This window comes from Synechococcus sp. PCC 6717 (genome assembly GCF_022698185.1).
Taxonomy (GTDB): domain Bacteria; phylum Cyanobacteriota; class Cyanobacteriia; order Thermosynechococcales; family Thermosynechococcaceae; genus Thermosynechococcus; species Thermosynechococcus lividus.
Genome location: NZ_JAKLTV010000001.1, coordinates 401,954 through 426,455, shown reverse-complemented (window position 1 = coordinate 426,455; position 24,502 = coordinate 401,954). Strand labels below are relative to the sequence as shown.

At 52.4% G+C, this 24,502-nt stretch carries 29 protein-coding genes; 15 read left to right on the top strand and 14 right to left on the bottom strand.

Annotated features, from left to right (window positions below; all coding sequences use genetic code 11):
- Nucleotides 1-12: 12 nt before the first annotated feature.
- The 3 genes from rpsU to rpsP are packed head-to-tail and all read right to left on the bottom strand — an operon-like array spanning nucleotide 13 to nucleotide 794.
- On the bottom strand, nucleotides 13-186 hold the full coding sequence (rpsU, locus tag L5470_RS02130) for a 30S ribosomal protein S21 (protein WP_015126245.1): 174 nt from the start codon (nucleotides 184-186) through the stop codon (nucleotides 13-15).
- A gap of 3 nt (nucleotides 187-189) precedes the next feature.
- Complete coding sequence (locus L5470_RS02125; RefSeq protein ID WP_499497849.1) at nucleotides 190-546, bottom strand: KH domain-containing protein; 357 nt, start codon at nucleotides 544-546, stop codon at nucleotides 190-192.
- Nucleotides 546-794 carry a 30S ribosomal protein S16 gene (gene rpsP, locus L5470_RS02120; protein WP_099798567.1) on the bottom strand — a complete coding sequence of 83 codons (249 nt, stop codon included), beginning with the start codon at nucleotides 792-794 and terminating at the stop codon, nucleotides 546-548. Before rpsP ends, L5470_RS02125 begins: the two co-directional genes overlap by 1 nt.
- A 172-nt stretch (nucleotides 795-966) precedes the next feature.
- Between rpsP and L5470_RS02115 the strand changes: the two genes are divergently transcribed.
- The 3 genes from L5470_RS02115 to L5470_RS02105 all read left to right on the top strand — a co-directional run bounded on the left by L5470_RS02115 (nucleotide 967) and on the right by L5470_RS02105 (nucleotide 3,585).
- On the top strand, nucleotides 967-1,554 hold the full coding sequence (locus L5470_RS02115; protein ID WP_499497847.1) for a hypothetical protein: 588 nt from the start codon (nucleotides 967-969) through the stop codon (nucleotides 1,552-1,554).
- Between the two features lie 22 nt (nucleotides 1,555-1,576).
- Nucleotides 1,577-1,864 carry a 4a-hydroxytetrahydrobiopterin dehydratase gene (locus L5470_RS02110; RefSeq protein WP_499497845.1) on the top strand — a complete coding sequence of 96 codons (288 nt, stop codon included), beginning with the start codon at nucleotides 1,577-1,579 and terminating at the stop codon, nucleotides 1,862-1,864.
- Nucleotides 1,865-1,947: 83 nt separating this feature from the next.
- Nucleotides 1,948-3,585 (top strand): acetolactate synthase large subunit, encoded by a 1,638-nt coding sequence (locus tag L5470_RS02105; protein WP_499497843.1) that lies wholly within the window; start codon nucleotides 1,948-1,950, stop codon nucleotides 3,583-3,585.
- Nucleotides 3,586-3,948: 363 nt separating this feature from the next.
- On the opposite strand, the gene L5470_RS02100 is transcribed toward L5470_RS02105, so the two are convergent.
- Nucleotides 3,949-4,131 carry a hypothetical protein gene (locus tag L5470_RS02100; RefSeq protein ID WP_499497841.1) on the bottom strand — a complete coding sequence of 61 codons (183 nt, stop codon included), beginning with the start codon at nucleotides 4,129-4,131 and terminating at the stop codon, nucleotides 3,949-3,951.
- 326 nt (nucleotides 4,132-4,457) lie between these two features.
- Nucleotides 4,458-4,679, bottom strand: a complete 222-nt coding sequence (locus L5470_RS02095; protein ID WP_198406169.1) for a zinc ribbon domain-containing protein — start codon at nucleotides 4,677-4,679, stop codon at nucleotides 4,458-4,460.
- A gap of 119 nt (nucleotides 4,680-4,798) precedes the next feature.
- Between L5470_RS02095 and L5470_RS02090 the strand changes: the two genes are divergently transcribed.
- The gene (locus L5470_RS02090) at nucleotides 4,799-5,161 is read left to right on the top strand and encodes a DUF4168 domain-containing protein (RefSeq protein WP_198406168.1); all 363 of its coding nucleotides are present in this window, start codon (nucleotides 4,799-4,801) and stop codon (nucleotides 5,159-5,161) included.
- 4 nt (nucleotides 5,162-5,165) lie between these two features.
- Here L5470_RS02090 and L5470_RS02085 read toward each other — a convergent pair whose 3' ends face one another.
- A complete protein-coding gene (locus L5470_RS02085) occupies nucleotides 5,166-6,095 on the bottom strand; it encodes a glycosyltransferase family 2 protein (protein ID WP_099798562.1) in 930 nt (309 codons plus the stop codon).
- A 6-nt stretch (nucleotides 6,096-6,101) separates the two neighbouring features.
- A complete protein-coding gene (locus L5470_RS02080) occupies nucleotides 6,102-6,818 on the bottom strand; it encodes a glycosyltransferase family 2 protein (RefSeq protein WP_448513973.1) in 717 nt (238 codons plus the stop codon).
- Between the two features lie 94 nt (nucleotides 6,819-6,912).
- On the opposite strand from L5470_RS02080, the gene L5470_RS02075 reads away from it, so the two are divergent.
- Nucleotides 6,913-7,197 carry a TM2 domain-containing protein gene (locus L5470_RS02075; RefSeq protein ID WP_099798561.1) on the top strand — a complete coding sequence of 95 codons (285 nt, stop codon included), beginning with the start codon at nucleotides 6,913-6,915 and terminating at the stop codon, nucleotides 7,195-7,197.
- Nucleotides 7,198-7,294: 97 nt separating this feature from the next.
- On the opposite strand, the gene L5470_RS02070 is transcribed toward L5470_RS02075, so the two are convergent.
- The 5 genes from L5470_RS02070 to L5470_RS02050 form a co-directional block, all read right to left on the bottom strand.
- Nucleotides 7,295-7,630: a hypothetical protein gene (locus L5470_RS02070; protein WP_099798560.1), complete on the bottom strand. Its 336-nt coding sequence runs from the start codon at nucleotides 7,628-7,630 to the stop codon at nucleotides 7,295-7,297.
- A gap of 10 nt (nucleotides 7,631-7,640) precedes the next feature.
- Nucleotides 7,641-8,807 carry an RNA polymerase sigma factor RpoD gene (rpoD, locus tag L5470_RS02065; RefSeq protein ID WP_099798559.1) on the bottom strand — a complete coding sequence of 389 codons (1,167 nt, stop codon included), beginning with the start codon at nucleotides 8,805-8,807 and terminating at the stop codon, nucleotides 7,641-7,643.
- Between the two features lie 451 nt (nucleotides 8,808-9,258).
- Nucleotides 9,259-10,167: a 50S ribosomal protein L11 methyltransferase gene (prmA, locus tag L5470_RS02060; protein WP_499497952.1), complete on the bottom strand. Its 909-nt coding sequence runs from the start codon at nucleotides 10,165-10,167 to the stop codon at nucleotides 9,259-9,261.
- 3 nt (nucleotides 10,168-10,170) lie between these two features.
- Nucleotides 10,171-11,754 (bottom strand): phosphoglycerate dehydrogenase, encoded by a 1,584-nt coding sequence (gene serA / locus L5470_RS02055; RefSeq protein ID WP_448513970.1) that lies wholly within the window; start codon nucleotides 11,752-11,754, stop codon nucleotides 10,171-10,173.
- 13 nt (nucleotides 11,755-11,767) lie between these two features.
- Entirely contained in the window at nucleotides 11,768-12,013 is a 246-nt protein-coding gene (locus tag L5470_RS02050) for a zinc ribbon domain-containing protein (RefSeq protein ID WP_227517588.1), read from the bottom strand.
- Between the two features lie 391 nt (nucleotides 12,014-12,404).
- Between L5470_RS02050 and ybiA the strand changes: the two genes are divergently transcribed.
- The 6 genes from ybiA to L5470_RS02020 all read left to right on the top strand — a co-directional run bounded on the left by ybiA (nucleotide 12,405) and on the right by L5470_RS02020 (nucleotide 20,680).
- The gene (ybiA, locus tag L5470_RS02045; RefSeq protein ID WP_099798557.1) at nucleotides 12,405-12,896 is read left to right on the top strand and encodes a riboflavin biosynthesis intermediates N-glycosidase; all 492 of its coding nucleotides are present in this window, start codon (nucleotides 12,405-12,407) and stop codon (nucleotides 12,894-12,896) included.
- A 68-nt stretch (nucleotides 12,897-12,964) separates the two neighbouring features.
- On the top strand, nucleotides 12,965-15,640 hold the full coding sequence (alaS, locus tag L5470_RS02040; RefSeq protein ID WP_499497835.1) for an alanine--tRNA ligase: 2,676 nt from the start codon (nucleotides 12,965-12,967) through the stop codon (nucleotides 15,638-15,640).
- A gap of 98 nt (nucleotides 15,641-15,738) precedes the next feature.
- Entirely contained in the window at nucleotides 15,739-16,971 is a 1,233-nt protein-coding gene (locus L5470_RS02035) for an LL-diaminopimelate aminotransferase (RefSeq protein ID WP_099799840.1), read from the top strand.
- Nucleotides 16,972-17,050: 79 nt separating this feature from the next.
- Entirely contained in the window at nucleotides 17,051-17,428 is a 378-nt protein-coding gene (locus L5470_RS02030) for a hypothetical protein (RefSeq protein ID WP_499497833.1), read from the top strand.
- An 8-nt stretch (nucleotides 17,429-17,436) separates the two neighbouring features.
- A complete protein-coding gene (locus tag L5470_RS02025) occupies nucleotides 17,437-20,016 on the top strand; it encodes an O-antigen ligase family protein (RefSeq protein WP_499497831.1) in 2,580 nt (859 codons plus the stop codon).
- A gap of 85 nt (nucleotides 20,017-20,101) precedes the next feature.
- Nucleotides 20,102-20,680, top strand: a complete 579-nt coding sequence (locus tag L5470_RS02020) for a photosystem I assembly protein Ycf4 (RefSeq protein WP_448526215.1) — start codon at nucleotides 20,102-20,104, stop codon at nucleotides 20,678-20,680.
- On the opposite strand, the gene psbN is transcribed toward L5470_RS02020, so the two are convergent.
- Nucleotides 20,677-20,808 carry a photosystem II reaction center protein PsbN gene (psbN, locus tag L5470_RS02015; RefSeq protein ID WP_099798552.1) on the bottom strand — a complete coding sequence of 44 codons (132 nt, stop codon included), beginning with the start codon at nucleotides 20,806-20,808 and terminating at the stop codon, nucleotides 20,677-20,679. The genes L5470_RS02020 and psbN overlap by 4 nt on opposite strands.
- Before the next feature lie 88 nt (nucleotides 20,809-20,896).
- Between psbN and psbH the strand changes: the two genes are divergently transcribed.
- The 3 genes from psbH to pth are packed head-to-tail and all read left to right on the top strand — an operon-like array spanning nucleotide 20,897 to nucleotide 21,960.
- Nucleotides 20,897-21,097 (top strand): photosystem II reaction center phosphoprotein PsbH, encoded by a 201-nt coding sequence (gene psbH, locus L5470_RS02010; protein ID WP_099798551.1) that lies wholly within the window; start codon nucleotides 20,897-20,899, stop codon nucleotides 21,095-21,097.
- Nucleotides 21,098-21,100: 3 nt separating this feature from the next.
- A complete protein-coding gene (locus tag L5470_RS02005) occupies nucleotides 21,101-21,334 on the top strand; it encodes a TatA/E family twin arginine-targeting protein translocase (protein ID WP_099798550.1) in 234 nt (77 codons plus the stop codon).
- A 5-nt stretch (nucleotides 21,335-21,339) separates the two neighbouring features.
- Entirely contained in the window at nucleotides 21,340-21,960 is a 621-nt protein-coding gene (gene pth, locus L5470_RS02000; protein ID WP_499497828.1) for an aminoacyl-tRNA hydrolase, read from the top strand.
- A 34-nt stretch (nucleotides 21,961-21,994) separates the two neighbouring features.
- Here the strand turns inward: pth and L5470_RS01995 are convergent, their stop codons facing one another.
- Nucleotides 21,995-23,080 (bottom strand): hypothetical protein, encoded by a 1,086-nt coding sequence (locus L5470_RS01995; RefSeq protein ID WP_499497826.1) that lies wholly within the window; start codon nucleotides 23,078-23,080, stop codon nucleotides 21,995-21,997.
- Nucleotides 23,081-23,281: 201 nt separating this feature from the next.
- Between L5470_RS01995 and L5470_RS01990 the strand changes: the two genes are divergently transcribed.
- Nucleotides 23,282-24,451: an RNA-guided endonuclease InsQ/TnpB family protein gene (locus tag L5470_RS01990; RefSeq protein WP_499497824.1), complete on the top strand. Its 1,170-nt coding sequence runs from the start codon at nucleotides 23,282-23,284 to the stop codon at nucleotides 24,449-24,451.
- Nucleotides 24,452-24,502: the final 51 nt, after the last annotated feature.

The window sequence follows — 24,502 nt, the reverse complement described above, 5'->3', positions numbered from 1 at the left end:
TGGCAATAGGGCTTAGCGATTGCGCTTACGAGCAGCCTCCTGTTTGCGTTTGCGGCGCAAGCTGGGTTTTTCGTAACGTTCACGCCGCTTTACTTCCGATAAAATACCCGCCTTTTGAATTTTTTTCTTAAACCGCCGTAGAGCCGACTCGATGGATTCGTTTTCACCTAAACGCACTTCAGACACGCGCTAACTTTGCCTCCTTGATGATGGATAAGAACGACGATGGGGTCGCCCACGGCGATCGCCCTCATGATTATTTATTTTAGGCTCACTTTTGTGATCGCCATAAACATCTAAGTAAATCTGCTGACCCGTAGCCTGAGCAGCGGCCTTCAGCACGGCGCGAATCGCCTGCAAATTACGCCCTCCACGACCATAAACGCGCCCTCTATCCTCACCCGCAAAGGCCAAGCGAATCCAAATTCGGGACGTCGCTGGTGAAAACTCAGCATGGATGCGCAGGGTGTCTGGGGCTTCCATAAACGGCTCCAGCAAAAAGCGAATCAACTCCACATAATTAGGAGCAGACGCTAACTCGCTCATTACGACTTAGTCTGGGGCAGTAAATTGGCTTTGACAAACAGCCGCCGCACCGTATCCGTGGGTTGCGCGCCTTGCTCTAACCGCCGTTTAATAGCGTCTTCTTTGAGGCGCACTTCTTCCCGAATGGGATCGTAAAAGCCAAGCTCTTCGAGGGCACGGCCATCGCGGCGATCGCGACTATTCATGGCTACAATGCGGTAGGTGGCATTGCGCTTTTTGCCGTAGCGCTTGAGGCGGAGTTTAATCATCGTTGTAGCCCTCGCTCACGCCGTAGGATTGTTGCAACAGTTATTTGCATAGGGGGTGGAATTTACCGACAATTTACAACTATAACGGATTTTGGCGAAGGGGTAAAGCCTTTTGGCGAGTACTCCCTAGCAAGGGTCATCAAACAAATAGCGATTGTGTTGGGGCGCAACGATGGTTAGGGGTGGGGTTTACGAGCAGTTTAGAGGTGCCCTGTTAGGCGGGCTGTGGGGTCTCGAGCAGCAGTCCCCCGTGCTTGTGAAGCAGTATAGGCAGCAGTGGTTGGCGGATGCCCCGGCGCAAGATGATTGGTGTGCCGCTCTGCCCCATCTTTTGGCGGCATGGCAACAGCCGTTGATTGTGGTGCCAGCACCGTTGGCCAATATTCAGGCACTGCTTCATGAATACTTGGAGCAGGCGTGGCGACCGGAACCGTTAGTCAAGCCAGTCAATTGCTTGGCGGCAGCCCCAGAGCCAGTGATGCAAGTGCGCTATGCGTTGGCGATCGCCCCCGGTAACCTCATGCTGGCACAGCAATTGGTCAAAGATGTTCCTACCCTACCCCTGCTGGGATGCCTATTTGGCGCCTACTGGGGCGCGTTAGCGTTACCTCCTGCAGCTTGGGCGCATTGGCGACCTGAACTGGCGAACGTCGTCGATCGCAGCATGAGCCAGTGGTGCGGTGGGACATTTGCTGGGTTGGCAGTGGCTCCCGCTGGGAGGTTGCACCCCCGCCCTCCGCTGCAAATTCGCAATAATTAGTCTATAGAGTTGTGCAAAAAGTATGGCTGAACGCTTATCTACCGCCGAAATTGAAGCCCAGCTTGCCGCATTGCCAGGATGGTCTCTGGTGGGCGATCGCCTCGAGCAAACCTTTAGGTTTCAAGATTTCCTTGGCTCTATTGCCTTTGTCAATCGTCTTGTGGAACCGTCCGAGCAGGCAGGGCACCATCCCGACATTTGTATTTCATGGAACCGCGTCACTGTTAGCCTTACCACCCACGATGCTGGCGGTATCACCCAACGCGACCTTGATTTGGCCAAAGTGATCTCAACCGTGGCAGCAGGCTGAAACTTTGGTGAGGATTTGCAAACATCTTCAGGTTTGCCCACGGATAACAGATTAGGATTGAAGGTAGTACCCACCATTACCTCATGAATACTGCTGAACTCCTCGTCAAATGCCTTGAAAACGAAGGCGTGAAATATATTTTTGGCCTTCCTGGCGAAGAAAACCTTGATGTTCTCGAAGCCTTACGCCACTCCAGCATTCAGTTTGTAACGACCCGCCATGAACAGGGAGCCGCCTTCATGGCAGACGTGTATGGCCGTTTAACAGGTCAGGCAGGGGTGTGTCTTTCGACCTTGGGGCCAGGAGCCACCAACCTCATGACAGGGGTTGCCGATGCCAATTTGGATGGCGCACCCCTTGTGGCCATTACGGGGCAAGTAGGCACCGATCGCATGCACATCGAGTCCCACCAATACCTTGATCTGGTGGCCATGTTTAGCCCAGTCACCAAGTGGAATGCACAGATTGTCCGCCCCAGTATCACACCGGAAATTGTCCGCAAAGCCTTTAAGATCGCGCAAAACGAAAAGCCCGGCGCTGTTCACATTGACCTACCAGAAAATATTGCGGCCATGCCCGTCGAAGGCTATCCCCTCAAGCCCCAACCCGCCGAGAAAACCTATGCCTCCTTTCAAAGCATCCTCAAGGCTGCGGAACTGATTAGCCAAGCTGACAACCCCTTAATCTTGGTGGGCAATGGTGCCATTCGTGCCCATGCAGCACCGGCCTTGACCCACTTTGCGGAAAAACTCAATATTCCTGTTTCTAATACGTTTATGGGCAAGGGGGTGATTCCCTACCAGCACTCCTTAGCCTTGTGGACAGTGGGGTTGCAGCAGCGGGACTACATTAGCTGTGGGTTTGACCATGCCGATTTAATTATTGCCATTGGCTATGACCTGATTGAATACTCCCCCAAAAGCTGGAATCCTGATGGCCGCCTGCCAATTATCCACATTGCAGCAACCCACGCTGAAATTGACAGTAGCTATATCCCTGTGGTTGAAGTGGTTGGGGATATTTCCGATTCTCTGTACGAAATTCTCAAGCGCGCCGATCGCCAAGACAAAGCCCCCCCCTATGCCCTGCAACTGCGGCAAGAGATCGTTGCCGACTATTGCCAGTTTGCCCAAGACGATAGCTTTCCCGTCAAACCCCAAAAAATCATCTATGATTTGCGGCAAGTCATGAGGCCTGACGACATTGTTATTTCCGATGTGGGTGCTCACAAAATGTGGATTGCCCGCCATTACCACTGCGATCGCCCCAATACCTGCTTAATTTCCAATGGCTTTGCCGCCATGGGCATTGCTGTACCGGGGGCAGTGGCGGCTAAGCTTGTGCACCCCAATCGCCACGTGGTAGCGGTCACCGGTGATGGTGGCTTTATGATGAACTTCCAAGAGCTAGAAACCGCACTGCGGATGAAGACCAACTTCACCACCATTATTTTTAATGATGGCGGCTATGGCCTCATTGAGTGGAAGCAACACCGTTACTTTGGCGAGCCGGCCTACGTCCACTTTGGCAACCCTGATTTTGTCAAACTAGCGGATAGCATGGGTCTCAAGGGCTATCGCATTCAAGCCACTGCCGACTTTATTCCCACCCTGAAAACAGCCCTCGAGCAGCCGGTGCCCACCATCATTGATGTTGCCGTGGACTATAGCGAAAACCTGCGCTTTAACCAGCGGTTGGGGGAATTAAATTGTGAGATTTAGATTCACCTGCATTGACATACTCCCCATGCCTAAAGGCAGGGGCTTTACAGCATTTTTCGGTAAATTTCGGCATTGCATCCAGCAGATTGCATAACTAGCTGGCACAGTAGCAGCAATGAGTACAATAGGTGAATAGGGAGGCAGATAAACAACGCTTACCCCGGTACACCCCGTCAAAGTCATCGGCTCGTGTTCCCTTCAGATGCCGAGCCATGTCTCGCATGATGCCGACGAATATCCCCATCTCATCCAGGAAGACGAGATTGTCAACCGACTCTTGAGTGATGCGTGACCAGAATTGGTGCCATTGCTGCTGGACAACCGCCGATGTTAGTTGGCTTTGGCGTGTTGGTTTTTTCAGGTTCACTCAAGCCATTGTAAACATCGGCACATCGTACGTTGAGCACTATCCATCCCAGTGCGGTCTAGCCACACCTCACAGTATTGCGACAAGGGGTAGTCTGGATCTTGAGCGACCAGCGCACTGGATTTGCCCCCTCGGGCTGGTTTGGGAGCCACGTCTGCGGTTTCCCGTTGCAACTTCATGAGCGTGTGGGCGGTTGTTTTACTCACTTGGAACTGGGCGGCTAGTTTCCGGATCGACGTTGTTCCTGACTCATCAGACGTCACAATGCGCGTCCGTCAATCGAGAGCTAAGGCAGCCATGAACACACTCTCTTCCTGAAACACCATCAAAAAGAGTGTACCCACTTATTAAGGAATCCGCTGTATTATTTGAAGTTTCAAAAAATACCTGTTGGCCTCTGATTCATCGCTCCATTCAGTAATGCCGAGAATGGCATTATTGCTGCTATACCCACCATACGTGGCATAGACTAGCTTGAGGGTGGGTGAACTACCGCTCATCATCGCTACGGGATAGATAAGCGGCTTCCTTGTTCAACGGGGACAGCATCTAACAAAACCGAAGTCTTACCAGATGACTTACGTTCCCTCCCAAAGGCAGTAGAGCGAGTTCCTAACTCCAATCTCCGCAAGGCTTCATTTCTGATGTTGATCGCAGGGTTCACGTCTCGGTCATGCTCTGTATTGCAAACCTCACACGTCCAAGAGCGGGAACCTGAATCCAGCAAGAGGATTCCAAGTAAAGTGTATAGATAATGTCCCTAGCGTGGTGGTAGCACAGAGGATGCGTTGGACTTTGTTGCCCATGATTTTTTCTGGCACTATATTGAGCCTACTTTTCGTAAGTGTGATTCCTAGTATCTCTTTAGGGCAAGCAGCATCCCAATCCGATGTCATTGCTCCGTGGGAACTCATCAACTATGCTCGTGTTGTCTTAGAAATTGAACCCATTCGCCAAAAATACTATCGCCAAGCGCAAGCGTTGGCGGGTGGGCAAATCCCCCGAAATTCCTGCTTTGCCATGAGTCCGCAAAATATCCCCAGTGGCATGGAAACCATTTGTGCCAGTTATACTCGGGATGCGATGCAGGTGCTCAAGAAATACAATATGACCCTTGAACAATTTAATGCCATTACACTACGGGCACAGCAGGACAATGCTTTCAGCCAGCGAATTCAAACAGAAATGATGCGCCTAAAACAACCCTGAACCCTCAGTGCCATGTTTTACCTAGGCGGCCGAGTAGGCCATCTACTGTACCTCTAAGGCAGGCATAGGTCTTTAAGAGCTTGTCTGATTCTTCAAAAATTAAAATAACCCCAACCTTTCTGATGGCTTTCAGTACACGGTAGGCAACAGACAAGACTTGAAAGAAAAGGTTACGCGCCAAGCGGGTTTCTAGGTAGGTATGGTTTCTATGGACGTAAAAATATCTTAGGGTTGAATAGGTGTATAAGTAGGTTGCATGGGAGCGACAGGGAAGATAGACGGTTCTTGAGTTACCAAATCGATGTCTTAGAACTGCCTCATTTAGGATAAAAATTTTATAATTGTGCTGGCGGATTTTCATACAATAATCAAAATCAACTGCATCAATAAACAGCAATGTATTGGGCAGTGGTACGTTTGGTGCTATTTGGCAGTTAATCAGTGACCCTGAAGTGATTACAGCGTCACATTCATAATAAGTATTTAAGAGATCGCAGGAAATTTTCTGAAATCGATAATTTTTGTACAAAAATCCACCGTCTTTTTGACCCGTACTATCATCAACAGCTACACAACCAAGAATACCGATTTGATCTTTTTTTGAAAAATTTGTATAGAAAGTAATTAATTTTTCTAGTGTATCATCAGTCGGACAGCTATCTTGATCAAATGTCCAAATAAAATCAAATCCATGATTAACTGCATATTGAATGCCTTGGCACAAACTGCCAGCCATACCAATATTTTCGGGGTGATGCTGAACGTTCAGAGATATCTTACCTAGGGGAACACTAATTGCTAAAGCGGTGGATGAATTATCAATAATCAATAGTTCTGAAATCTGGTAGGTTTGCTTTAACAGACTATCAATACATTTATTGAGGGAATTTGAATCATTGTACCCTGTAATATGAGCTAGGATTCGGTACTGCATTACAGATTAAAGCTGAGCATAATTTTTGATAAGGCGATAAACTAATAGTAGCAATTGCAGCCATTTCGGGAAAAACTCCTTCTGAATAATAAATAATTCGCAGAGTAGTGCAGCTTTATAGCGGTAAGAAAAGCCTTTTGTATTATACTGACCAGCAACAAAATTGGCTCTAGCTGTACTAGCCCCCTGTTGAGTTGCCTTGAGAATAAAGGCAGCATCGGCTGCGGTAGGATACCGATGGGAGTAGTAGCCATAGGTATGGTGTAGCGCCCGGCGAATAAGTGTGCCAACGGACTGAGTCGTGGTAAAGGATTGTACACCATGGTGCCAAATGGCTCCTCCTGTTGGCTGAATGAGTTGATGTTGCTCTGAGTAAACATTGGCGCAAATAATATCAGCCTTGGTCTCTGCTGCGGCGCGTTTATAGTGGGCGATCGCCATCGGGTCGAGGCGATCATCGGCACCAACGACTAGGTAATAGTCCCCTGAGGCGCGTTGAATCCCTTTATTAAGGGCATGGAAAATGCCAAAGTCAGGTTCACTGAGGTAGTCGGTAATGACGTCTGATGCGCCTTTGATGAGGTCTAGGGTGCCATCCTCAGAGGCACCATCAATGACAATCCACTCCACATTGCGATCGCTCTGCTGCCGGATGGATTCAATGAGGCCGGGCAAGTGGGCGGCGGCGTTATAGGTGGCAGTAATAATTGAAATGGAGGTCAAGGGTCTGCAGGTAGTCCTAAATCGTTGATTCAATCGCAGTGCTTTACTGTTGATTATTGGTGATTATTAGAGTATGTCATCAACGGGAGTGAGTATGGGCTACCGTAACCGGGCGATCGCCATCGGTCTGGCGTTGACGGGCATTCTCGTGCCCGGGGTTCACAAGTTTTATCTCCGGCAACCGCTGTGGGGCGTGTTTTACCTGTTGCTTGGGATCCTCTTTTCGCCAATAACAGTTGAGCATGGCTCCTTGGGGGCGATCGCCCGCATTGCCTGCGTTATTGAAGCAGTTTGGTATCTATTTCAGGGCGCTGATACCTTTGACGCAACCTTTAATCGCCAGATTACGGCGGTGGTTCCCAAGCTGGAAAAACACTAACAATAAAAATAGTAAAAGGGTATCCGACTGGGCAATGCCACGACAGTCAACGAATACCCCCATGGTGGCGATCGCTGCCAATCACGATCGCCTTCGCCTAAGCAATCGGTGTTACGTCTTCCGCCTTTGAACTCACCGTAGCTTCTGACTCCGGTAGAACCACGTTCAGTTCCACCCCAGAAGCTGGTGTCGTCATGCGAGTGCTAGCGTTGGCGCGGCGTTGGCGTTGCCACAGGGTAACCCCCACAGCACCGATCGCCACGGCACCCGCCCCTAGACCTAGGGGTAGCGTCCCCCCCTCCAAAAACGACGTACTGCCAACGCTTTGGCTTAGGCCCTTAACATAGGCACAGGCTTGGGCGCGACCCGGTTGAGGCGCAACTAGGGTTGCTACGGTCACACCAAGGGTTAAGGTAATGAGGGGGCGCAACATAGAGTACTCCTTAGCGAATGTATTCCTTAAGAACGCTATTGCGGTTGGGATGGCGCAGTTTGCGGAGTGCCTTGGCCTCAATTTGACGGATGCGCTCTCGCGTCACATTAAAAAGTTGCCCAATCTCCTCTAGGGTTTTCATGCGGCCATCGTCCAAACCATACCGCAGTTTTAACACATCCCGCTCGCGGGGGCTAAGGGTACACAATACGGTTTCCAAATCTTCCCGTAATAGGTGCTTTGAAACCTGATCTTCGGGGGTTTCGCCATCGGATTCAATGAAATCCCCTAGGCGCGAGTCTTCCTCTTTACCGATAGGCGTTTCTAAGGAAATCGGCAACTGGGCAGACTTGGCGATAAAACGCAATTTTTCGATCGTCATTTCCATGCGATCGGCAATTTCCTCTTCAGTGGGTTTGCGACCCATCTCTTGGGAGAGAAGTTTCGTGGTTTTCTTAATGCGGGAGATGGTTTCGTAGAGGTGCACCGGCAGCCGAATGGTGCGGGACTGGTCAGCAATGGCGCGGGTAATGGCTTGGCGAATCCACCACGTTGCATAGGTGGAAAACTTATAGCCCTTTTCGTGATCAAATTTCTCGGCAGCGCGAATCAGCCCTAAACTGCCCTCTTGAATTAAGTCCTGAAACGATAACCCCCGATTCATATACTTTTTGGCGATCGACACCACTAGCCGCAGGTTCGATTGCACCATTTTTTCCTTGGCTTTGCGCCCGACAAACAGACGGTGCCGAAAATCCCGTAGGGACATTCCCAAGCTCTCTGCCCATTGCGCCGGATTCCGCTCAAGGTACTCTGGATCGCAGCCCAACTGTTCACTGAGGCGATCGCGCACCCGCTCCATTTCCAACAAATCGGCAATTTTGCGCGCCAGTTCAATTTCTTCATCCGCCCGCAGGAGGCGAATGCGGCCAATCTCTTGCAGATAGAGGCGAATTGAGTCCTCCGTGTAGTGTTTCTTCTTAACCTGAGTGCGCCGCCGACTGGCACGACCTTTGCTAGGCTTGTCGTCAAGATCGTCACTGACCTCCTCAAAGTCTTCGCTCTCCTCATCGTCGGTGTCCACAGCATCAAGGCCGTAGTCCCTGAGGAGAGCAACCTCATCTTCAAGTGGGTTCGTTGCGGGTTCGTAAACGTCAAGTACATTCGCTTGGGTCATGCCGTTGTCCTCTTAAAGTCTCCCTAATAATGCATGGTTCACAGTAGTGCCCAACCGCTGCCCACATCGCCACATCCAGCGTTTCGCGAGATGACGCGAGAGCAAATGGGTTGGGGGTGTGGTTATAGGTGTTGACCCCACAGCTGACCGTGCTGACAACCGTAGTTTAGTGACAGAAGTCCTGTATGACACGAGTGGTCAGGGAGCAGGCGCAGATGGACGGCTGGCACGTAGTAGGAATCTTTTGACCAATTTTAACTAAAACCTCATTGATTGTAGCCTTTCTAACAGAAATCGCCCACGGATTATGAGACATTTTTTTGAGGAACTTAGATCCAGCCACTGCAAAGGTCAGCAACTATTAACAAACATCCTATTATCCTTTGCAGATACCAGTCCTAGCCATTCCGTAGTCATTCTGCTTCCCCTAGCCTAGCGAATTTCTGACCATTCAGCGATAGGCGTTAGGTTCAAACCGAGCATTCAGGCAGCACCATTCCTGCCGTCGCCAAACACTGCCTAGGCTCCAGCCCTGCTGTTCTAAGACGGCGGCCACCTGATCTGCTTGCTCAAGTAGAATGCCGCTGAAAATCCCCCACATTTTCGGCTTCAGAAGGGGTGTCCACTGGGGCACCAACTCCATAATCACTGATGCCAAGATATTGCAGACAATACCATCCACCGGCTCAGGAACTTGCTCCCAACTGCCTTGGGCAACCACCAATTGCTCCGGAGAAATATGATTTAGCGCGGCTCCTCGCTGGGTTGCAATCACAGCCAAATCAGACACATCAACGGCATAAACCTTGGTAGCTCCCAACAGCAATGCTGCGATGGAAAGGATGCCACTGCCACAGCCAATATCCGCAATAACCGTCGGCGGCAGGGGCGCAAAGGTATCGTCCAGTTGCATTTCCAAGGCTTCGAGGCACAATTGGGTAGTAGCATGGGTGCCGGTGCCAAAGGCCATGCCAGGATCTAGCTTCAGCAAAAAGCGTTGCTCGTCAATCGCCGGATCCTCCCACGCAGGACAAATCAACAGGCGATCGCCCACCGGTAAAGGATGCCAGTAGGCTTGCCAACTATGGGCCCAGTCCTGCTCATTCACCAGTTGCCACTGTAGCTTAGGCGGCAAGTACCCCTGCGCCACCACATCCTGTTCAATCCATACACCCAACGCAGCAATATCCAACAGCGTGATCTGCTGCTGGGGAACATACCCCTGAATCAGAATACGACCCTGCTGCTGCTGGGTGGCCACCCCCTCGCAACCAAAACATTGCAGCCGCCAATAGACAACCTCCTCAGCGGCGGCTTGGCAGGTGACCGAAATTTCCCACCAGCGTTGAATCACACAAATAGCCTAAAGGTTGACGATGTAGGCATCACGAATACCGGGAACCTTGAGAATTTCCTCCAGCAGCCCCTCCGGCAGGGGGTCATCAAGACTGATCACCATCACCGCATTGCCGCGCACCATCTTGCGTCCTACCTGCATACTGGCAATATTCACATTAAAACTGCCCAACTGCGAGCCAATTTTGCCAATAATACCCGGCATATCGCGGTGCAGCGTTAAAAGCATATAGCGCGTAGGCGATACACTAATCGGGAAATCGTCAATACTGGTAATGCGTAACTCACTGTGACCAAGTAAGGCACCGGAGACGGAACGACTTTCAGAGGAGCTTTTAGCAATCAGCGTTAGGGAGCCAGCATAGTCTCGCTGAGATTCATCGCGGGTTTCCACCACCCGAATCCCCCGCTCTTTCGCCTCTAAGCCTGCATTGACATAGTTGACCCGCTCCCGTAGGGCTGGAGAGAGTAACCCCTTCAGCGCCGCAATCACGATGGGTTGGCTGTCATTGGTTGCCAACTCCCCTTGGAGGCGTACCTCAAGGGCTTCAACCCGTCCTCCTGCCAACTGGCCAACCAGATTCCCCAGCGTTTCCGCCAACTGCATATAGGGTGACAATTGCTCAAGTAGATCTGGCCGCAACCCCGGAATATTGACCGCAGAGCGTGCGGGCAGCCCCAGCAGCACATCTCGGATTTGCTCGGCCACATCAATGGCTACATTGACCTGAGCTTCTTCAGTTGAGGCACCGAGGTGAGGTGTTAAAATGGCTTCCATTCCCAGAGAGCGCAGCACTGAGTCGGGTTCGAGGGGTTCGTTTTCAAACACATCGAGAGCAGCTCCTGCTAATTTACCTGCTTTCAAGGCTGCCGCTAGGTCTGACTCATTAATGATGCCGCCACGAGCACAGTTAATAATGCGAGCCGTGGGCTTCATTTTGGCAATGGTATTGGCGTTGATCAGGTGTTGGGTTTCCGGTGTTTTGGGTAGGTGCAGGGTAATAAAGTCAGACTCAGCAAACAGGACATCTAACTCCACAAGGCGGCACCCCAGTTGATCAGCGCGCTCTGTTGACAGATAGGGGTCGTAGGCTAAGAGCTTCATCCCCATCGCACGAGCAACGGTAGCCACATGGGAGCCAATTTTGCCTAGACCGATGATGCCAAGGGTTTTTTTGTAGATTTCCACGCCCGTGTAGCGTTTACGATCCCATTCACCACCTTTGACCGAGGCATTAGCATCAGGAATATGGCGTGCCAAGGACAGCATCAATGCCAGAGTATGCTCAGCCGCAGCAATAGTATTCCCTTCCGGAGAGTTGACCACCATAATGCCTTTGCGGGTGGCCGCAGGCACATCAACGTTATCGACCCCTACCCCAGCACGGCCAATAATTTTCAGTTGGCTGGCCGCCTCAATTACATCTTTGGTCACCTTAGTGCCTGATCGAATCATCAGCGCATCGTACTCGGGAATAATTTTGATGAGTTCTTCGCTGGAGAGGCCAACTTTGACATCGACTTGGGCGACTTGGGCAAGTAAATCAAGCCCCACCTGCTCAATGGGATCGGAAACCAGAACTTTGGGCATAGGTAAACGCTATCTATAATGCCAGATCGTAGATTTTAGCATATGCCGCATGGTCACGATGCATTCGATACCCACACTCAGAACAACGATGTCCTCTCACCTCCAAGCTGTTGCTAACAGTCGCAACACTGCTCGGACAGGTTTGGCAAGTGCCGTTGGGATTGACTTTCGCAAAGTACCCTCCCCATTTCCAGCACACCCACTCCAGTAAAGACAAGAACTGTCCAAATGCGCCATCCACGCAATCTTTTCGCAGCATTCCCCATGTTAACCCTTTGACGTTAAATAACTAACGTCAAGTCTAAAAGGTTTTCCGCTTTTAGGCTTTTTCTTTACCGTTCTTTTTGAATTTCAATACTTCTGGAGTGGAGGGCAATACCCTAGTGATAGCTGAATCCCTAGAAAAATAATATAGCGTTTACAAAACGCAAGGTGGGGCAGGCGTATCCCGCGTTTGCAAACCGCACCCTAAATCCTTCTGGCAAGTGGCAGGCCGAACGGTGATGCCACAGGTATTTCTGGCGATGACCCTGCACTTGATCTCGTTTGGCTTGACGATTAATTCCTCATCTGCGTCATGATGATCTCAGCTTCAGCCTCATCCTTTAATAATTAATAATTGTGGTGCGCTACCTCGATATTTGACAACAATGACAATTTACTTTTATCATCTTAAAGATGCCTATGGTGATTTTTCAAATTTTTCTCGTCATGGATTTTGGTTGGACAATTACTACTGGCCAACAGTAGAGCATTATTACCAAGCCCATAAGTTTTTAGGAACCGCCTATGATGCGCTTGGCCATAGGATTCGCACTGCCCCCACTGCTCGTGCGGCAGCACAATTGGGGCGTGATCCTACCTATCCGGTGCGTCAGGATTGGGAACAGGTTAAGCAGCAGGTAATGTGGCGGGCACTGGTGGCTAAGTTTACGACTCACGCAGCGTTGCGCCAGTTATTGCTGGCAACTGAAGAGGAGGATCTTGTAGAAGACTCTCCTGTAGATAGCTATTGGGGTTGTGGGCGCGATCGCCAAGGGCATAATTACCTTGGGCGGCAATTGATGTATTTGCGCTACTGTTTACGGCACTCGATTCCCCTCCCCAACGAATTTAGGGGGTGGCCGTTGTCGCAGGGCTAAGCAAATATAAAGCAAATATAACAAATATAATAGTAGTCTGACTGCTACCCCGTCGAGATGCCGTTACTATGACTTCGTCCCCTTCTTCGTCGGCGATCACTGCCCTCAGTGGTGATCAAATTCGCCAAAAATTTCTTGAGTTTTATGCCGCCAAGGGACATACGATCCTCCCCAGCGCCTCGTTAATTCCTGAGGATCCAACGGTCTTGCTCACCATTGCTGGAATGTTACCCTTTAAGCCAGTTTTTCTGGGGCAGCAGCCGCGAACCGTGCCTCGTGCCACGACGGCACAAAAGTGCTTGCGAACCAATGATATCGAAAATGTGGGTCGCACTGCCCGCCACCACACATTCTTTGAAATGCTGGGAAATTTCAGCTTTGGGGATTACTTCAAAGCGGAGGCGATCGCCTGGGCGTGGGAACTGATGACCACCGTCTATGGCCTGCCGGAAGAGCGCCTCTTGGTGAGCGTGTTTGAAAAGGATGACGAGGCGTTTGAGCTGTGGCATCGCCAAGTGGGCTTGCCCAAAGAGCGCATTCAACGCATGGGCGAAGACAGTAACTTCTGGAGTGCTGGCCCAACGGGTCCGTGTGGCCCGTGTTCAGAAATTTACTATGATTTCTACCCTGAAAAGGGCTTGGACGCTATTGATCTGGAGGACGATCGCCGGTTTATTGAGCTATATAACTTGGTGTTCATGGAATTGAACCAAGACGATGAAGGGCATCGCACCCCTCTCAACGCCAAAAATATCGATACTGGCATGGGGCTAGAGCGCATGGCGCAGGTGCTACAGGGCGTTCCTAATAACTACGAAACGGATTTGATCTTCCCTATCATGACAGCGGCAGCAACCCTAGCGGGGCTGACCTACTCTAGAGCAAATGCCAGCCAACAAACCTCCCTAAAGGTGATTGGCGACCATAGTCGGGCAGTGGTGCACCTCATTGCTGATGGGGTCACCGCCAGCAATGTCGGGCGTGGGTATGTGCTGCGGCGGCTGATTCGGCGCATTGTCCGCCATAGCCGTTTGCTAGGCATTAGCGACGTCATCACCCCCCAGTTGGCCACGGTGGCAATAGAGTTGGCAGCTCCAGTGTATCCGAACTTGCAAGAGCGGCGCTCAGTGATTCTCAGTGAGTTACAGCGCGAGGAAGAGCAGTTCCTCAAAACCCTAGATCGCGGCGAGAAGCTCTTGGCGGATATGCTAGCACCCCTGAAGCGGCCAAAGCACAAGAAACAGAAGGCTGCTCAACTGTCGGGGCGCGATGCGTTCATTCTTTTTGACACCTATGGGTTTCCGCTGGAATTAACGCAAGAGATTGCTGCTGAGCAGGGGATTGGTGTCGATGTCGCTGGGTTCGAAACCTGTATGGCCGAGCAGCGCCAACGCTCACAAGCAGCTCATGAAACCATTGATATTACAGTGCAAGAAGGGCTAGATTCCCTGGGCGAGGAACTGCATCCTACCGAATTCTGCGGCTATAACCAGTCTGCTGTGACCACAACTGTGACTGCTCTCCTTGTGGGGGGGCATCCAGCAGAGACCGCCGCAGCGGGGGACAATGTCCAAGTCATTTTGGCGCAAACCCCCTTCTATGCCGAGTCTGGCGGGCAAATTGGCGATCGCGGCTATTTAGCAGGTACCGATTGCCTTGTGCGTATTGCCGATGTCCAAAAACAGAGGGAGGTGTTTATCCACTATGGCAAAGTGGAGCGGGGCACCCTCAAGGTGGGCGATCGCCTCACCGCCCAAATTGACCTGAGTTGTCGGCGGCGGGTACAGGCACACCATACCGCTACCCATCTGTTGCAAGCGGCTCTGAAAAAACTCATTGACGAGAATATTGCCCAAGCAGGTTCCCTTGTTGCCTTTGATCGCCTGCGGTTTGACTTTAACTGCCCCCGTGCCCTCAGCCACGACGAACTGCAACAGATCGAAGATCAGATCAATACGTGGATTAGCGAAAGCCATCCCACCTCTGCCACCATCATGGCGCTCAACGAGGCCAAAGCCAAAGGGGCAATCGCCATGTTTGGGGAAAAATACGGCGAACAGGTGCGCGTTCTGGATATTCCGGGGGTTTCGATGGAACTCTGTGGCGGCACCCACGTCAGCAATACCGCCGAAATTGGCCTGTTCAAGATCATTAGTGAAAGTGGCGTTGCCGCAGGCATTCGTCGCATTGAAGCCATTGCTGGGGCTGCTGTGCGCGATTACTTACAGCAGCGGGATGCCATTGTCCGGAACCTGTGCGATCGCTTCAAAGCCAAACCAGACGAGATCCTAGAGCGAGTCAGCCAACTCCAAGAGGAGGTCAAAACCAAACAAAAGCAGTTGGCGCAGCTTAACACCGAGCTAGCCCTTGCCAAAACCCAGGCCCTACTAGGGGAGGTGCAAACGATCGGTGGCACCGCCGTCCTCATTAGCCGCTTAGACGGTGTGGATCCCCAAGGTCTAAAAACCGCTGCGGAGTGGCTCCTGAGCAAACTGGGGCAAGGGGTCGTGGTTCTGGGGACTCAACCCGCCCCAGCGAAAGTGAATCTCATTGTAACGGCTAGCGCAGAGGTGGTGCAGCGGGGGGTTCATGCCGGTCAATTGGTGGCAGAACTGGCCAAGGTCTGTGGTGGGGGCGGCGGCGGTCGACCCACCATGGCGCAGGCGGGKGGCTCACAGCCAGAAAAATTAGCAGCGGCACTAGACCTTGCCCAGACTCGTCTCACCGCCGTCCTCGAATCCTGATACACTTTGTTTGTTCTAGCCACGATTGCGTAGAGCGCAGAGTATGGATGCAGCGCCCTGCCGTTAGTTGCCGTTATATTTTCGATACCTCCACCCCTATGGCTGTTGTTAACGCAAACTACCTCAAGTTAAAAGCCGGTTACCTGTTCCCGGAAATTAGCCGCCGCGTCAATCACTTTCTCAAGGATCATCCCGATGCTCCCCTCATTCGCTTAGGCATTGGGGATGTGACCGAACCCTTGCCCGCCGCCTGCCGTGAAGCCATGATCAAAGCGGTGGAGGAGATGGGCGATCGCGCCACCTTCAAAGGCTATGGCCCCGAACAGGGCTACAGTTGGCTGCGTGAAAAAATTGCGGCCCATGATTTTCAAGCCCGTGGCTGCGACATTGATGCCAGTGAAATCTTTATCTCCGATGGCTCGAAATGTGATACCGGCAATATTCTGGATATTTTTGGTGATAGCAATAAAATTGCTGTGACTGATCCGGTCTATCCCGTTTATGTGGATACCAACGTCATGGCAGGGCATACCGGCGAGGCCAACGATCGCGGCGAGTATGCCGGATTAGTGTATTTACCCATTACCGCCGAGAATAACTTTACCGCTACACTCCCCAGTGACCCCGTTGACTTGGTGTATTTGTGCTTTCCCAATAACCCAACGGGTGCGGTGGCCAGCCGCGAGCATTTGCAGGCGTGGGTGGACTATGCCCGCACGCACCGCGCTATTCTCTTTTTTGATGCCGCCTACGAAGCATTCATCACCGATCCTGCCATCCCCCACTCCATCTACGAAATTCCAGGCGCACGGGACTGTGCCATCGAGTTTCGCTCATTTTCTAAGAATGCTGGTTTTACGGGCACCCGTTGCGCCTTTACAGTTGTGCCCAAGGGGCTGAAAGGCTATACCCCTAGCGGCGACGCTGTAGATCTCTGGTCACTGTGGCAACGGCGACAGTCCACCAAGTTTAACGGCGTTTCCTACATTGTGCAGCGCGGTGCTGAGGCGGTCTATTCTCCAGAGGGTCAAACCCAAGTGCGCCAATTAGTGAGCCTTTACCTTGAGAATGCTCGCCTGATTCGCGATCGCCTCAGTAAAGCAGGGATGGCGGTTTATGGGGGGGTGAATGCCCCCTATGTGTGGGTGAAAACCCCTAACGGCATGAGCAGTTGGGACTTTTTTGATACGCTGCTACACACCTGCTACGTTGTGGGAACCCCAGGAGCGGGCTTTGGGGCAGCCGGAGAAGGTTATCTGCGCCTCTCAGCGTTTAATAGCCAAGCAAATGTAATCGAGGCAATGGCACGGGTGGTGGCAACCTTGGGTTAAAGGGGGGATACGTTAGAATCTGTAGGAACGATTGCAGGAGAGCCAGATGTTCAGACGTGCGCTGACCCTAGGATTGGGTATGGGACTCCTATGGAGTGGTACGGCCATGGCTCTAATCCTTGAGCGAGAAGAACGCCAGCACCGTGTTGCTCAACCCCTTGCCCAAGGAGCCACGGCTGCTCCCCTCGAACAAGGGGGGCCAATTGAAGCTCAGGGGCTGCCCCTGACCCAGCCTGCCCCCAATCTCCAACAGGATAGTCAAATTCTGGATCAAGCTGCCCAGCAAGCCCAACGGCAGGCGGTTGCCGATGTGATTCGTCAAGCTCAGGACTATGCCTTGGTTAACGATGATTATGTCGGCAGCCCCAACTATATCTACAGCACTGGCGGCGACCAAATCGGCTTAGATGAGTTGGGTGGCTGGGGTGGCTTCAACCCCTATACCCTTGGGTTTTAGTCTGACCTATGGCTGAGGTGCAACCCCATTGGGCAGAGCAGGCCACTAAGCAAGAGGGGGTTCTGCTCGGTCTGTTGACAGCAGCGGGGTATGCCTTTTTTACCCTGCTTCCCGATAGTCATAGTCTGATGGTGGCGTGGCCGTGGGTGCTGCTATGGCAAGCTGCGTTAGGGGTGCCGCTGCTGTGGTTTTTACAGGTGTTGGCCTATCAGCGGCGAGTGCAACCCCTTGGCAATGGCTTGGATGGGGTGGTACTGCTGCTCCTAGCGGGGTTGGCCATTTCGGGAACCGTTAGTGCCTTTCCCAATCAGGCGCGTTGGTATGGTTGGGCGTTGTTAGGGGGACTGGCCGTTATCTATCCCCTTGGAGCATGGCTGCGATCGCCAGAACGGCGCTGGCAACTGGTGCAAGCCCAAGGGTATCTGACGGTAGCTTTTGTGGTGGTGAGTTTGGGGGTATGGCTGGGGACAACATTGGTGCCGGAATGGCTGCGCCAAGCAACGCTCAGTACCCAAGGATTGTCACTTCAGATCAATACCGATGCCCTTGAGCTGCGCAATTGGGCTCCCTTTGGGCATCAAAACTATGTGGCGGGCTATCTATTGCTGGCCTTGCCCTTGGTGGGGGTGTTGGCACTACAGGCTAAGCCGCAGTCTCGCTGGTGGCGATCGCGCCCCTTTTGGTTGGGGGTGCTCCTATTGGGTCTGGTGGATCTCTACACCACCTTCTCGCGGGGGGGTGGCCTTGGCTTAATGGCGATGGCGATCGCCCTGTTCATCGGCTTGATCTGGCAGCAACGGCAGGCTTCGCGGCGGTGGCTTCAGATGGGGGGGCTGACGATCATTGGCTTACTGGTGATTGCCTTGGCCAACGATCGCCTGCGGCGCAGTCTAGTGGCGCTGAGTCAAGGCGGTCAAGGTGCGGAACTGGCCTACCGCTGGATCACCAGCATTGTGGGGTGGCGCATGGGAGCCGCCCAGCCCTTGACGGGCAATGGGTTAGGGAGTGTCCCCCTGTGGTATCAGCATTACCGTCCTGCCTGGGCAGGTCGCGAAGCGGAGTGGATCTATCAACTCCACAGTACCCCCGTGCAATTGTGGGCTGAGCTAGGGATTTGGGGAATTGGCGCTTTCGTCTTAGGCATCGTTCTTTTAACCTATTGGGCCGTGCGCTATCGTCGCTGGTGGCTGCAGTTGAGCGTTCATGAGCAGCGCTTGGCTCTCGCAATATATCTGGCGCTGCTTGGCTATAGCATCCTTAGCCTCACGGACTTTCAGTTAGACAATATTGGCATTGGCGGGCTGCTGTTGCTGGAACTCACCCTGTTGGCAACCCTACTGCGCACTGGCCAGCACCAAAATCCTCCGAACCGACTGCGACCGCGCTGGGCACTGTTACTCGTGGCCAGTGGGTTAGGGGTGATGATGGCAATGATCGCATGGTTAACCCCCATCCATCGCGCTTGGTGGGCGGCCAGTGATGGCTTTTTAGCCCTCCTTGAGGAACCACCCCAGTGGAACAGGTTTACCGAGAAATTATTTCAGGCGCAGGAGTTAGCACCGTGGCAGCCCTACTATCCGCTACAACTGGGCTGGAACTACGGTCAGCGGGGCATAGAAACAGAGACTGTCGAGGCGCAATCTGCGCTGCTACGCACGGCAATCGCCGAATTCGAGAAAGGGATTGAACGCTCTCCTTACCTAGAATTTGGCTACAGTAATGTGGGCTGGCTCTACTGGCGTGAAGGGAAATTTGCCCAAGCCGCCACAGCGTTTGCCCAAGCCGCCCAGCTTGTCCCTGCCAAACGGGGGAACTTTCTTGGCTTGGGGCTGGCTCTCATTGCCAACAATCAACCTGAGCTAGCGACAGAGGCGCTCACCTTAGAAGTTCTGCGCCATCCACTGTTCATCACCAGCCCAGCATGGCGCAGTGCTCCCCTTGCCCCCTTTTATCCCCCCGTTCTCCAAGCCGTGAGCCGTCGCTATGCCCAACTCGAAACAGAACTGCCCCCAACGAGTGCCGCTGCTGAGTACGTCCGCCAAATTGCCACCGTTTTGCAGTGGTGGCAGGGAAACCTAGCAGCCGCCAAAGACCGTTTGAGCGCCCTGCCGCCCTCTGCCTTTCGCGATCTCTTAGAGCCGCTGCTAACCATTAGTGAGTTCCCCAGCACCCCCCATGAAGCTCCCCATCCCCCCAACGTGGGGCAGCTTTTCCTGCGGGCATGGTATGACGAACGGAACCGCTTGCTGCTACTGGAAACCGCGTGGCGGTATGGGGCTGGCACCACCATCAATACTGAGCAACTCCAGCAGATTGTGCGCTCCCTCCGGGGGCAAAACAATCCCCTCAATTGGTTGCGCTCAGCCGCACCAGCGGTGGGAATCAGCTATCGTCGGGCTGGCTTTGGGGTCAACAGCCGCATCGTTGATGGCCCGCAACCCACGGATTTTTTTATTGCCATTGACAATTTACCCATGGTGACTCTATTTCAAGCGCTTTGGCCTGATAATGTCTTTTTGCCGCAACTGGATCAGGCTCTTGAGGGCGATCGCCACCACCTGCTCAATGCCCTGAAGGCACAGCCCTAGGAGCGGCACCGTGTACCATAGGATAGAGAGCTTAGGGGAATACCCAGCAGGCTCCTCATTCCTAATCCTTTGATGAATTGCAGCTATGGCGAACCCAACCGTAACTGAGCAGTCTCCCCGTCAAGAATCCTGTCTTCGCTATGCGGTGCTCGGCTCCCGCCGTCTGAGTAATTACTTTTGGGCAACTGTTGTATCTATCGGTGGGCTGGGGTTTTTCTTGGCAGGTCTTTCGAGCTATCTGCACGTGAACCTGCTGCCCATTGGCAACCCGCTAGAGCTAGCGTTTATTCCCCAAGGGATTGCCATCGGTTTTTATGGGGTGGCGGCGCTGCTCCTAGCCACCTACCTCTGGTTGGCGATCGCCTGGGACGTTGGTGGCGGGTTTAATGAATTTAATAAAGACACGGGCGTTGTGCGCATCTTTCGCTGGGGGTTTCCCGGCAAACATCGCCAGATTGAAGTCAGTTGCCCCCTCAGTGATGTCCAAGCCCTCAAGATTGTGATCAAAGACGGGCTAAATCCCAAGCGTAGCCTTTACCTCAAGATCAAAGGCCGGGGCGACATTCCGCTAACGCGCGTGGGGGCACCGCTGCCCCTTGCGGAGCTAGAAACCCAAGGAGCAACGATCGCCAGCTTCTTGGGTGTCCCCATCGAAGGCCTCTAATCGTCGTGATCGTCAAAGGGATCCGCCAACTCCTTAGAGGGTGGCCCAAAGGAGAGGTAGATCGAGTAGCCAGTAACGCCAATACAGACCGCAGCAAGGCCAATGCTAAGAACTATTGCAGGTTCCATAGGATAGATCGAAAATGTGAACAAGATATGGTTCTATAATATTACGAAACATTAAACCGCTGTTCATTTAGTTCACCAAAAGGCATTTATGGCACGACGTACTTGGCTTGGCGATGTTCTGCGCCCCCTTAACTCGGAATACGGTAAAGTTGCTCCTGGTTGGGGCACCACTCCCTTAATGGCCGTGTTCATGGGGTTATTTTTGGTGTTTTTGCTGATTATCCTCCAGATTTACAACTCGACACTCATCCTCGATGGTGTTAACGTGAGTTGGAAAGCTCTGGGATAGGCAATGAACGTTTTTGGTATTGGTCTGCCGGAACTAATTGTGATTCTGGTGGTGGCATTGCTCATTTTTGGTCCGAAAAAGTTGCCGGAAATTGGCCGCAGCTTGGGTAAAACCAAACGCGCCTTTGAGGAAGCCTCCCGCGAATTCCAAGATGAGATGAAACGGCAGACCGCTGCCCTTGAGCAGGAAAAGCAGACTGCGGTTGAGGGTGAGTCTAGCCGCGAGCCTTCAGCCTAGGGGTAATGGCGGCACTCATTCAACCCTGTGTCATTGTTGGCTTAGGCAATCCGGGCAGTGAGTATGCGGCAACACGGCATAACATTGGTTTCCGGGTGCTCGATGCCTTTGCCGAGCGGCATGGGATTACCTTAACTGCGCAGCGGCGGTTTTTGGGGGACGTGGGCGAAGGTGTGCTGTACGGTCAAAAAATTCGCCTTCTTAAGCCCACTACCTATATGAATAGCTCGGGGCGATCGCTGTATGCCCTCTTAAATTTTTATAAGCTACCCCTTGCGCGTACCCTTGTGGTCTATGACGATGCCGACCTTGCCCTAGGGCGACTACGGCTGCGCTTGAGTGGCTCAACAGGGGGGCATAACGGCATTAAGTCCATTGTGCAGCACTTTCACTCTCAAGAGTTTCCGCGCTTAAAGGTGGGGATTGCCTTTGGCGATCGCCTCACCCAAACCGGCCCTCGCAACGCTGTTCCCTTTGTGCTGGGGAACTTTTCAGCGGCTGAACTAATGGTGTTGCCCCACGTCCTCGACCTTGCCGTGGCGGCTATTGACCACAGTATCGAAGCGGGGCTAGAGGCAGCCATGAACCATTACAACGGCAAATGTATTCCCCTCCCCCAGTCTTAAGGGCTAGGGTATGGAGCAGGGTCTCGCCACATACCTACTTTTTGATGAGGATGTAGCCCCGGACATAGTCCGGTAGAGTGCGGGCAACCGCTTGGTACGCTGAGGGATTGGGGAAAATCCCAGCCAAAAAGTCTAATTGGTACAGGTTCGGTGCAAACGCCCCACCCGTATCGGCAATAACCCCTAGGCGTAGCTGCGATCGCCCACCGCGCGTATCTTCAATCATGACCACGCGACCCAACCCTACATTCCAGACATCCCCAGCAAAGGTCACTTCTGGCTCAATGTTGATCTTGTTTTCAATACTGCTGCCATAGCCTTTGATGGCGGCCACTTGGCGAAAGTACCAGTAACGCCGCTGATCGTAAGGCGTCACCCCTTTAACAAAGGCAATACCATTGTTGCGATCCACATTAAAAAAGGCACTGCCGCCATCCGTAAAGTTGACTAGGATGGTTCCCTGCATCAGGGCATCTTCAAAGGCGGCACGGGTGAGGTAAGCCAGTGGTCGGACTCGTCCGTGCAGCGCGCCACCAGGTTCAAAAATACCTGCGAGCACCTGCTGCTTCGTTAACTGCCTATAAAAGGTATCTTCCGGCTGATCTGGTTGGCGATCGGGCAGGGCGTAGAGGGCAGTATTGTAGGTGGCGGTGCGGCTGCGGGAGCCAGTGTGGGTGAAAACGGCGTAGTTGGTCAGACGCAGCTGCTGGGTTTGTTGGCGATCGCGAGGATTGTGGGGGAGCCACTGGATCACCCGAAAATGCTGATTGATAAACGCTGGATCTTGCAAACGGATGGGGCGTTTATTGCTAATGTCCTCCGTGAGGATGGCAATCATAAAATCAAGGGTGGCTAATACGTCCGTGAGGCTCACCCCTTGGACAGCAAGAACCCCCTCGCGCTGCACCACCGGATCCGCTACACCGTACTCGTGAAAATACTGCCGCGTATTGCGTAACACCCGCAACAGTTTCAGCGGAGCGGTGACAATAGGGCCACTGGGCAAGGGGCGATCGCGAAACAGAGCACGACCATCAATTTGAAAGGCTGGCTGCCCAAATTCATCAACAGCAGTGTACAGAGGACTTGGGGTGGGCGCAGGCACCGATGCTTGCGGCATCGTAGTCGCATAGCATCCAGGAGCAAGGGAGAAAACGCTGAGCAGTATCAGCCATTTCCCTAGCCCAACACGCAAAGAAGTAACCATCGCTTGCAAACTCACATCGGGTAGGGCTGGAAGCCCCGTACTTCAGTGCGGGGAGGAAAGCCTCTTTAGCAACTTCAGTTGCCATAGTACCATTTAGGCGCATAAAATGAACTCATGCCACAGCAAATACTGACCATTGTCTGTCAACTAAATCCCACTGCAGAGCAAATTGTCAAGCTAGACCAAGTTCTGCAGGGCTTCGCTGAGGCTTGCAGATACATCAACAGTACCATTTGCCCCAGCATTACTAACAAGAACCGTATTCAGAAAGAAGTTTACAGAGCAGTACGACAGCAATTCGGCTTAACCGCTAACTTGGCTGTCAGGGCTTGTGCCAGAGTTGCCGCTAACCGCAAGGTGGGAAAGGTTAAGGAATTCAGGGCTACTTCTGTGGATTATGATGCTCGCCTGTTTAACTACAGAGCGAAAGAACAATGCGTTAGCCTCTCCACCCTAGACGGACGGGAACGCATTCCCTTAGTGGTGGGTAACTACCAGATAGAAAAACTCAAGGGCAAGAAGCCTACTTCTGCCACTCTCTGCAAACGCAAAGATGGTAAGTTTTATATCCACATCCAAGTAAAGGAAGAATTGCCAGAACCTCAGACTGGACATGGGGTTTTGGGCGTTGACTTCGGTAGGACAGACATTGCACATACATCGGAAGGAGACAACTGGCATGGACAGCAGTTAACTAAGGTACGAGACCACTACTCCAAACTGAGGGCGGTACTCCAGCACAAGGCTAGTAAAGGCACACGCAGTTCTAGGCGTAGATGTCGGGAACTGGTGAAACGGCTATCTGGCAGGGAGAGACGCTTTCAGGCATGGGTAAACCACTGCATTTCTAAGACTATTGTGGCAAGGGCAAAAGCAACGGGCAGTGTTATTGCTTTGGAAGACCTGACAGGGATACGGGAGCGCACTAATCAAGTACCTCGTTCTAAAACAGAGMGTAGGCGTGCCAACAGTTGGGCGTTTTACCAACTGCGTAGCTTCATTAGCTACAAGGCACTCAAAGCAGGTGTGGGAATAGTGCTAGTTAATCCTCGCTACAGTAGTCAAACTTGCCACAGATGCCTGCATATTTACCCCGACCCAAAGCAGTCCTATCGCACTGGGAAGCAGTTTAAGTGCGGGCATTGTGGCTGGACAGGAGACGCAGATTTCAATGGTGCTAGTGTAATTGCGCTTTTGGGGGCTGTTGTAAACCAGCCTAGAGGTTCGGGCTTGTCTTGTTCTCTTGCAGAACATAACAGGCTCAGGGCTACTGAAAGCCCCTGACTTCAGTCAGGGGAAGTTTACTTTGCTGATCCTACCAGATACTGCTGATGC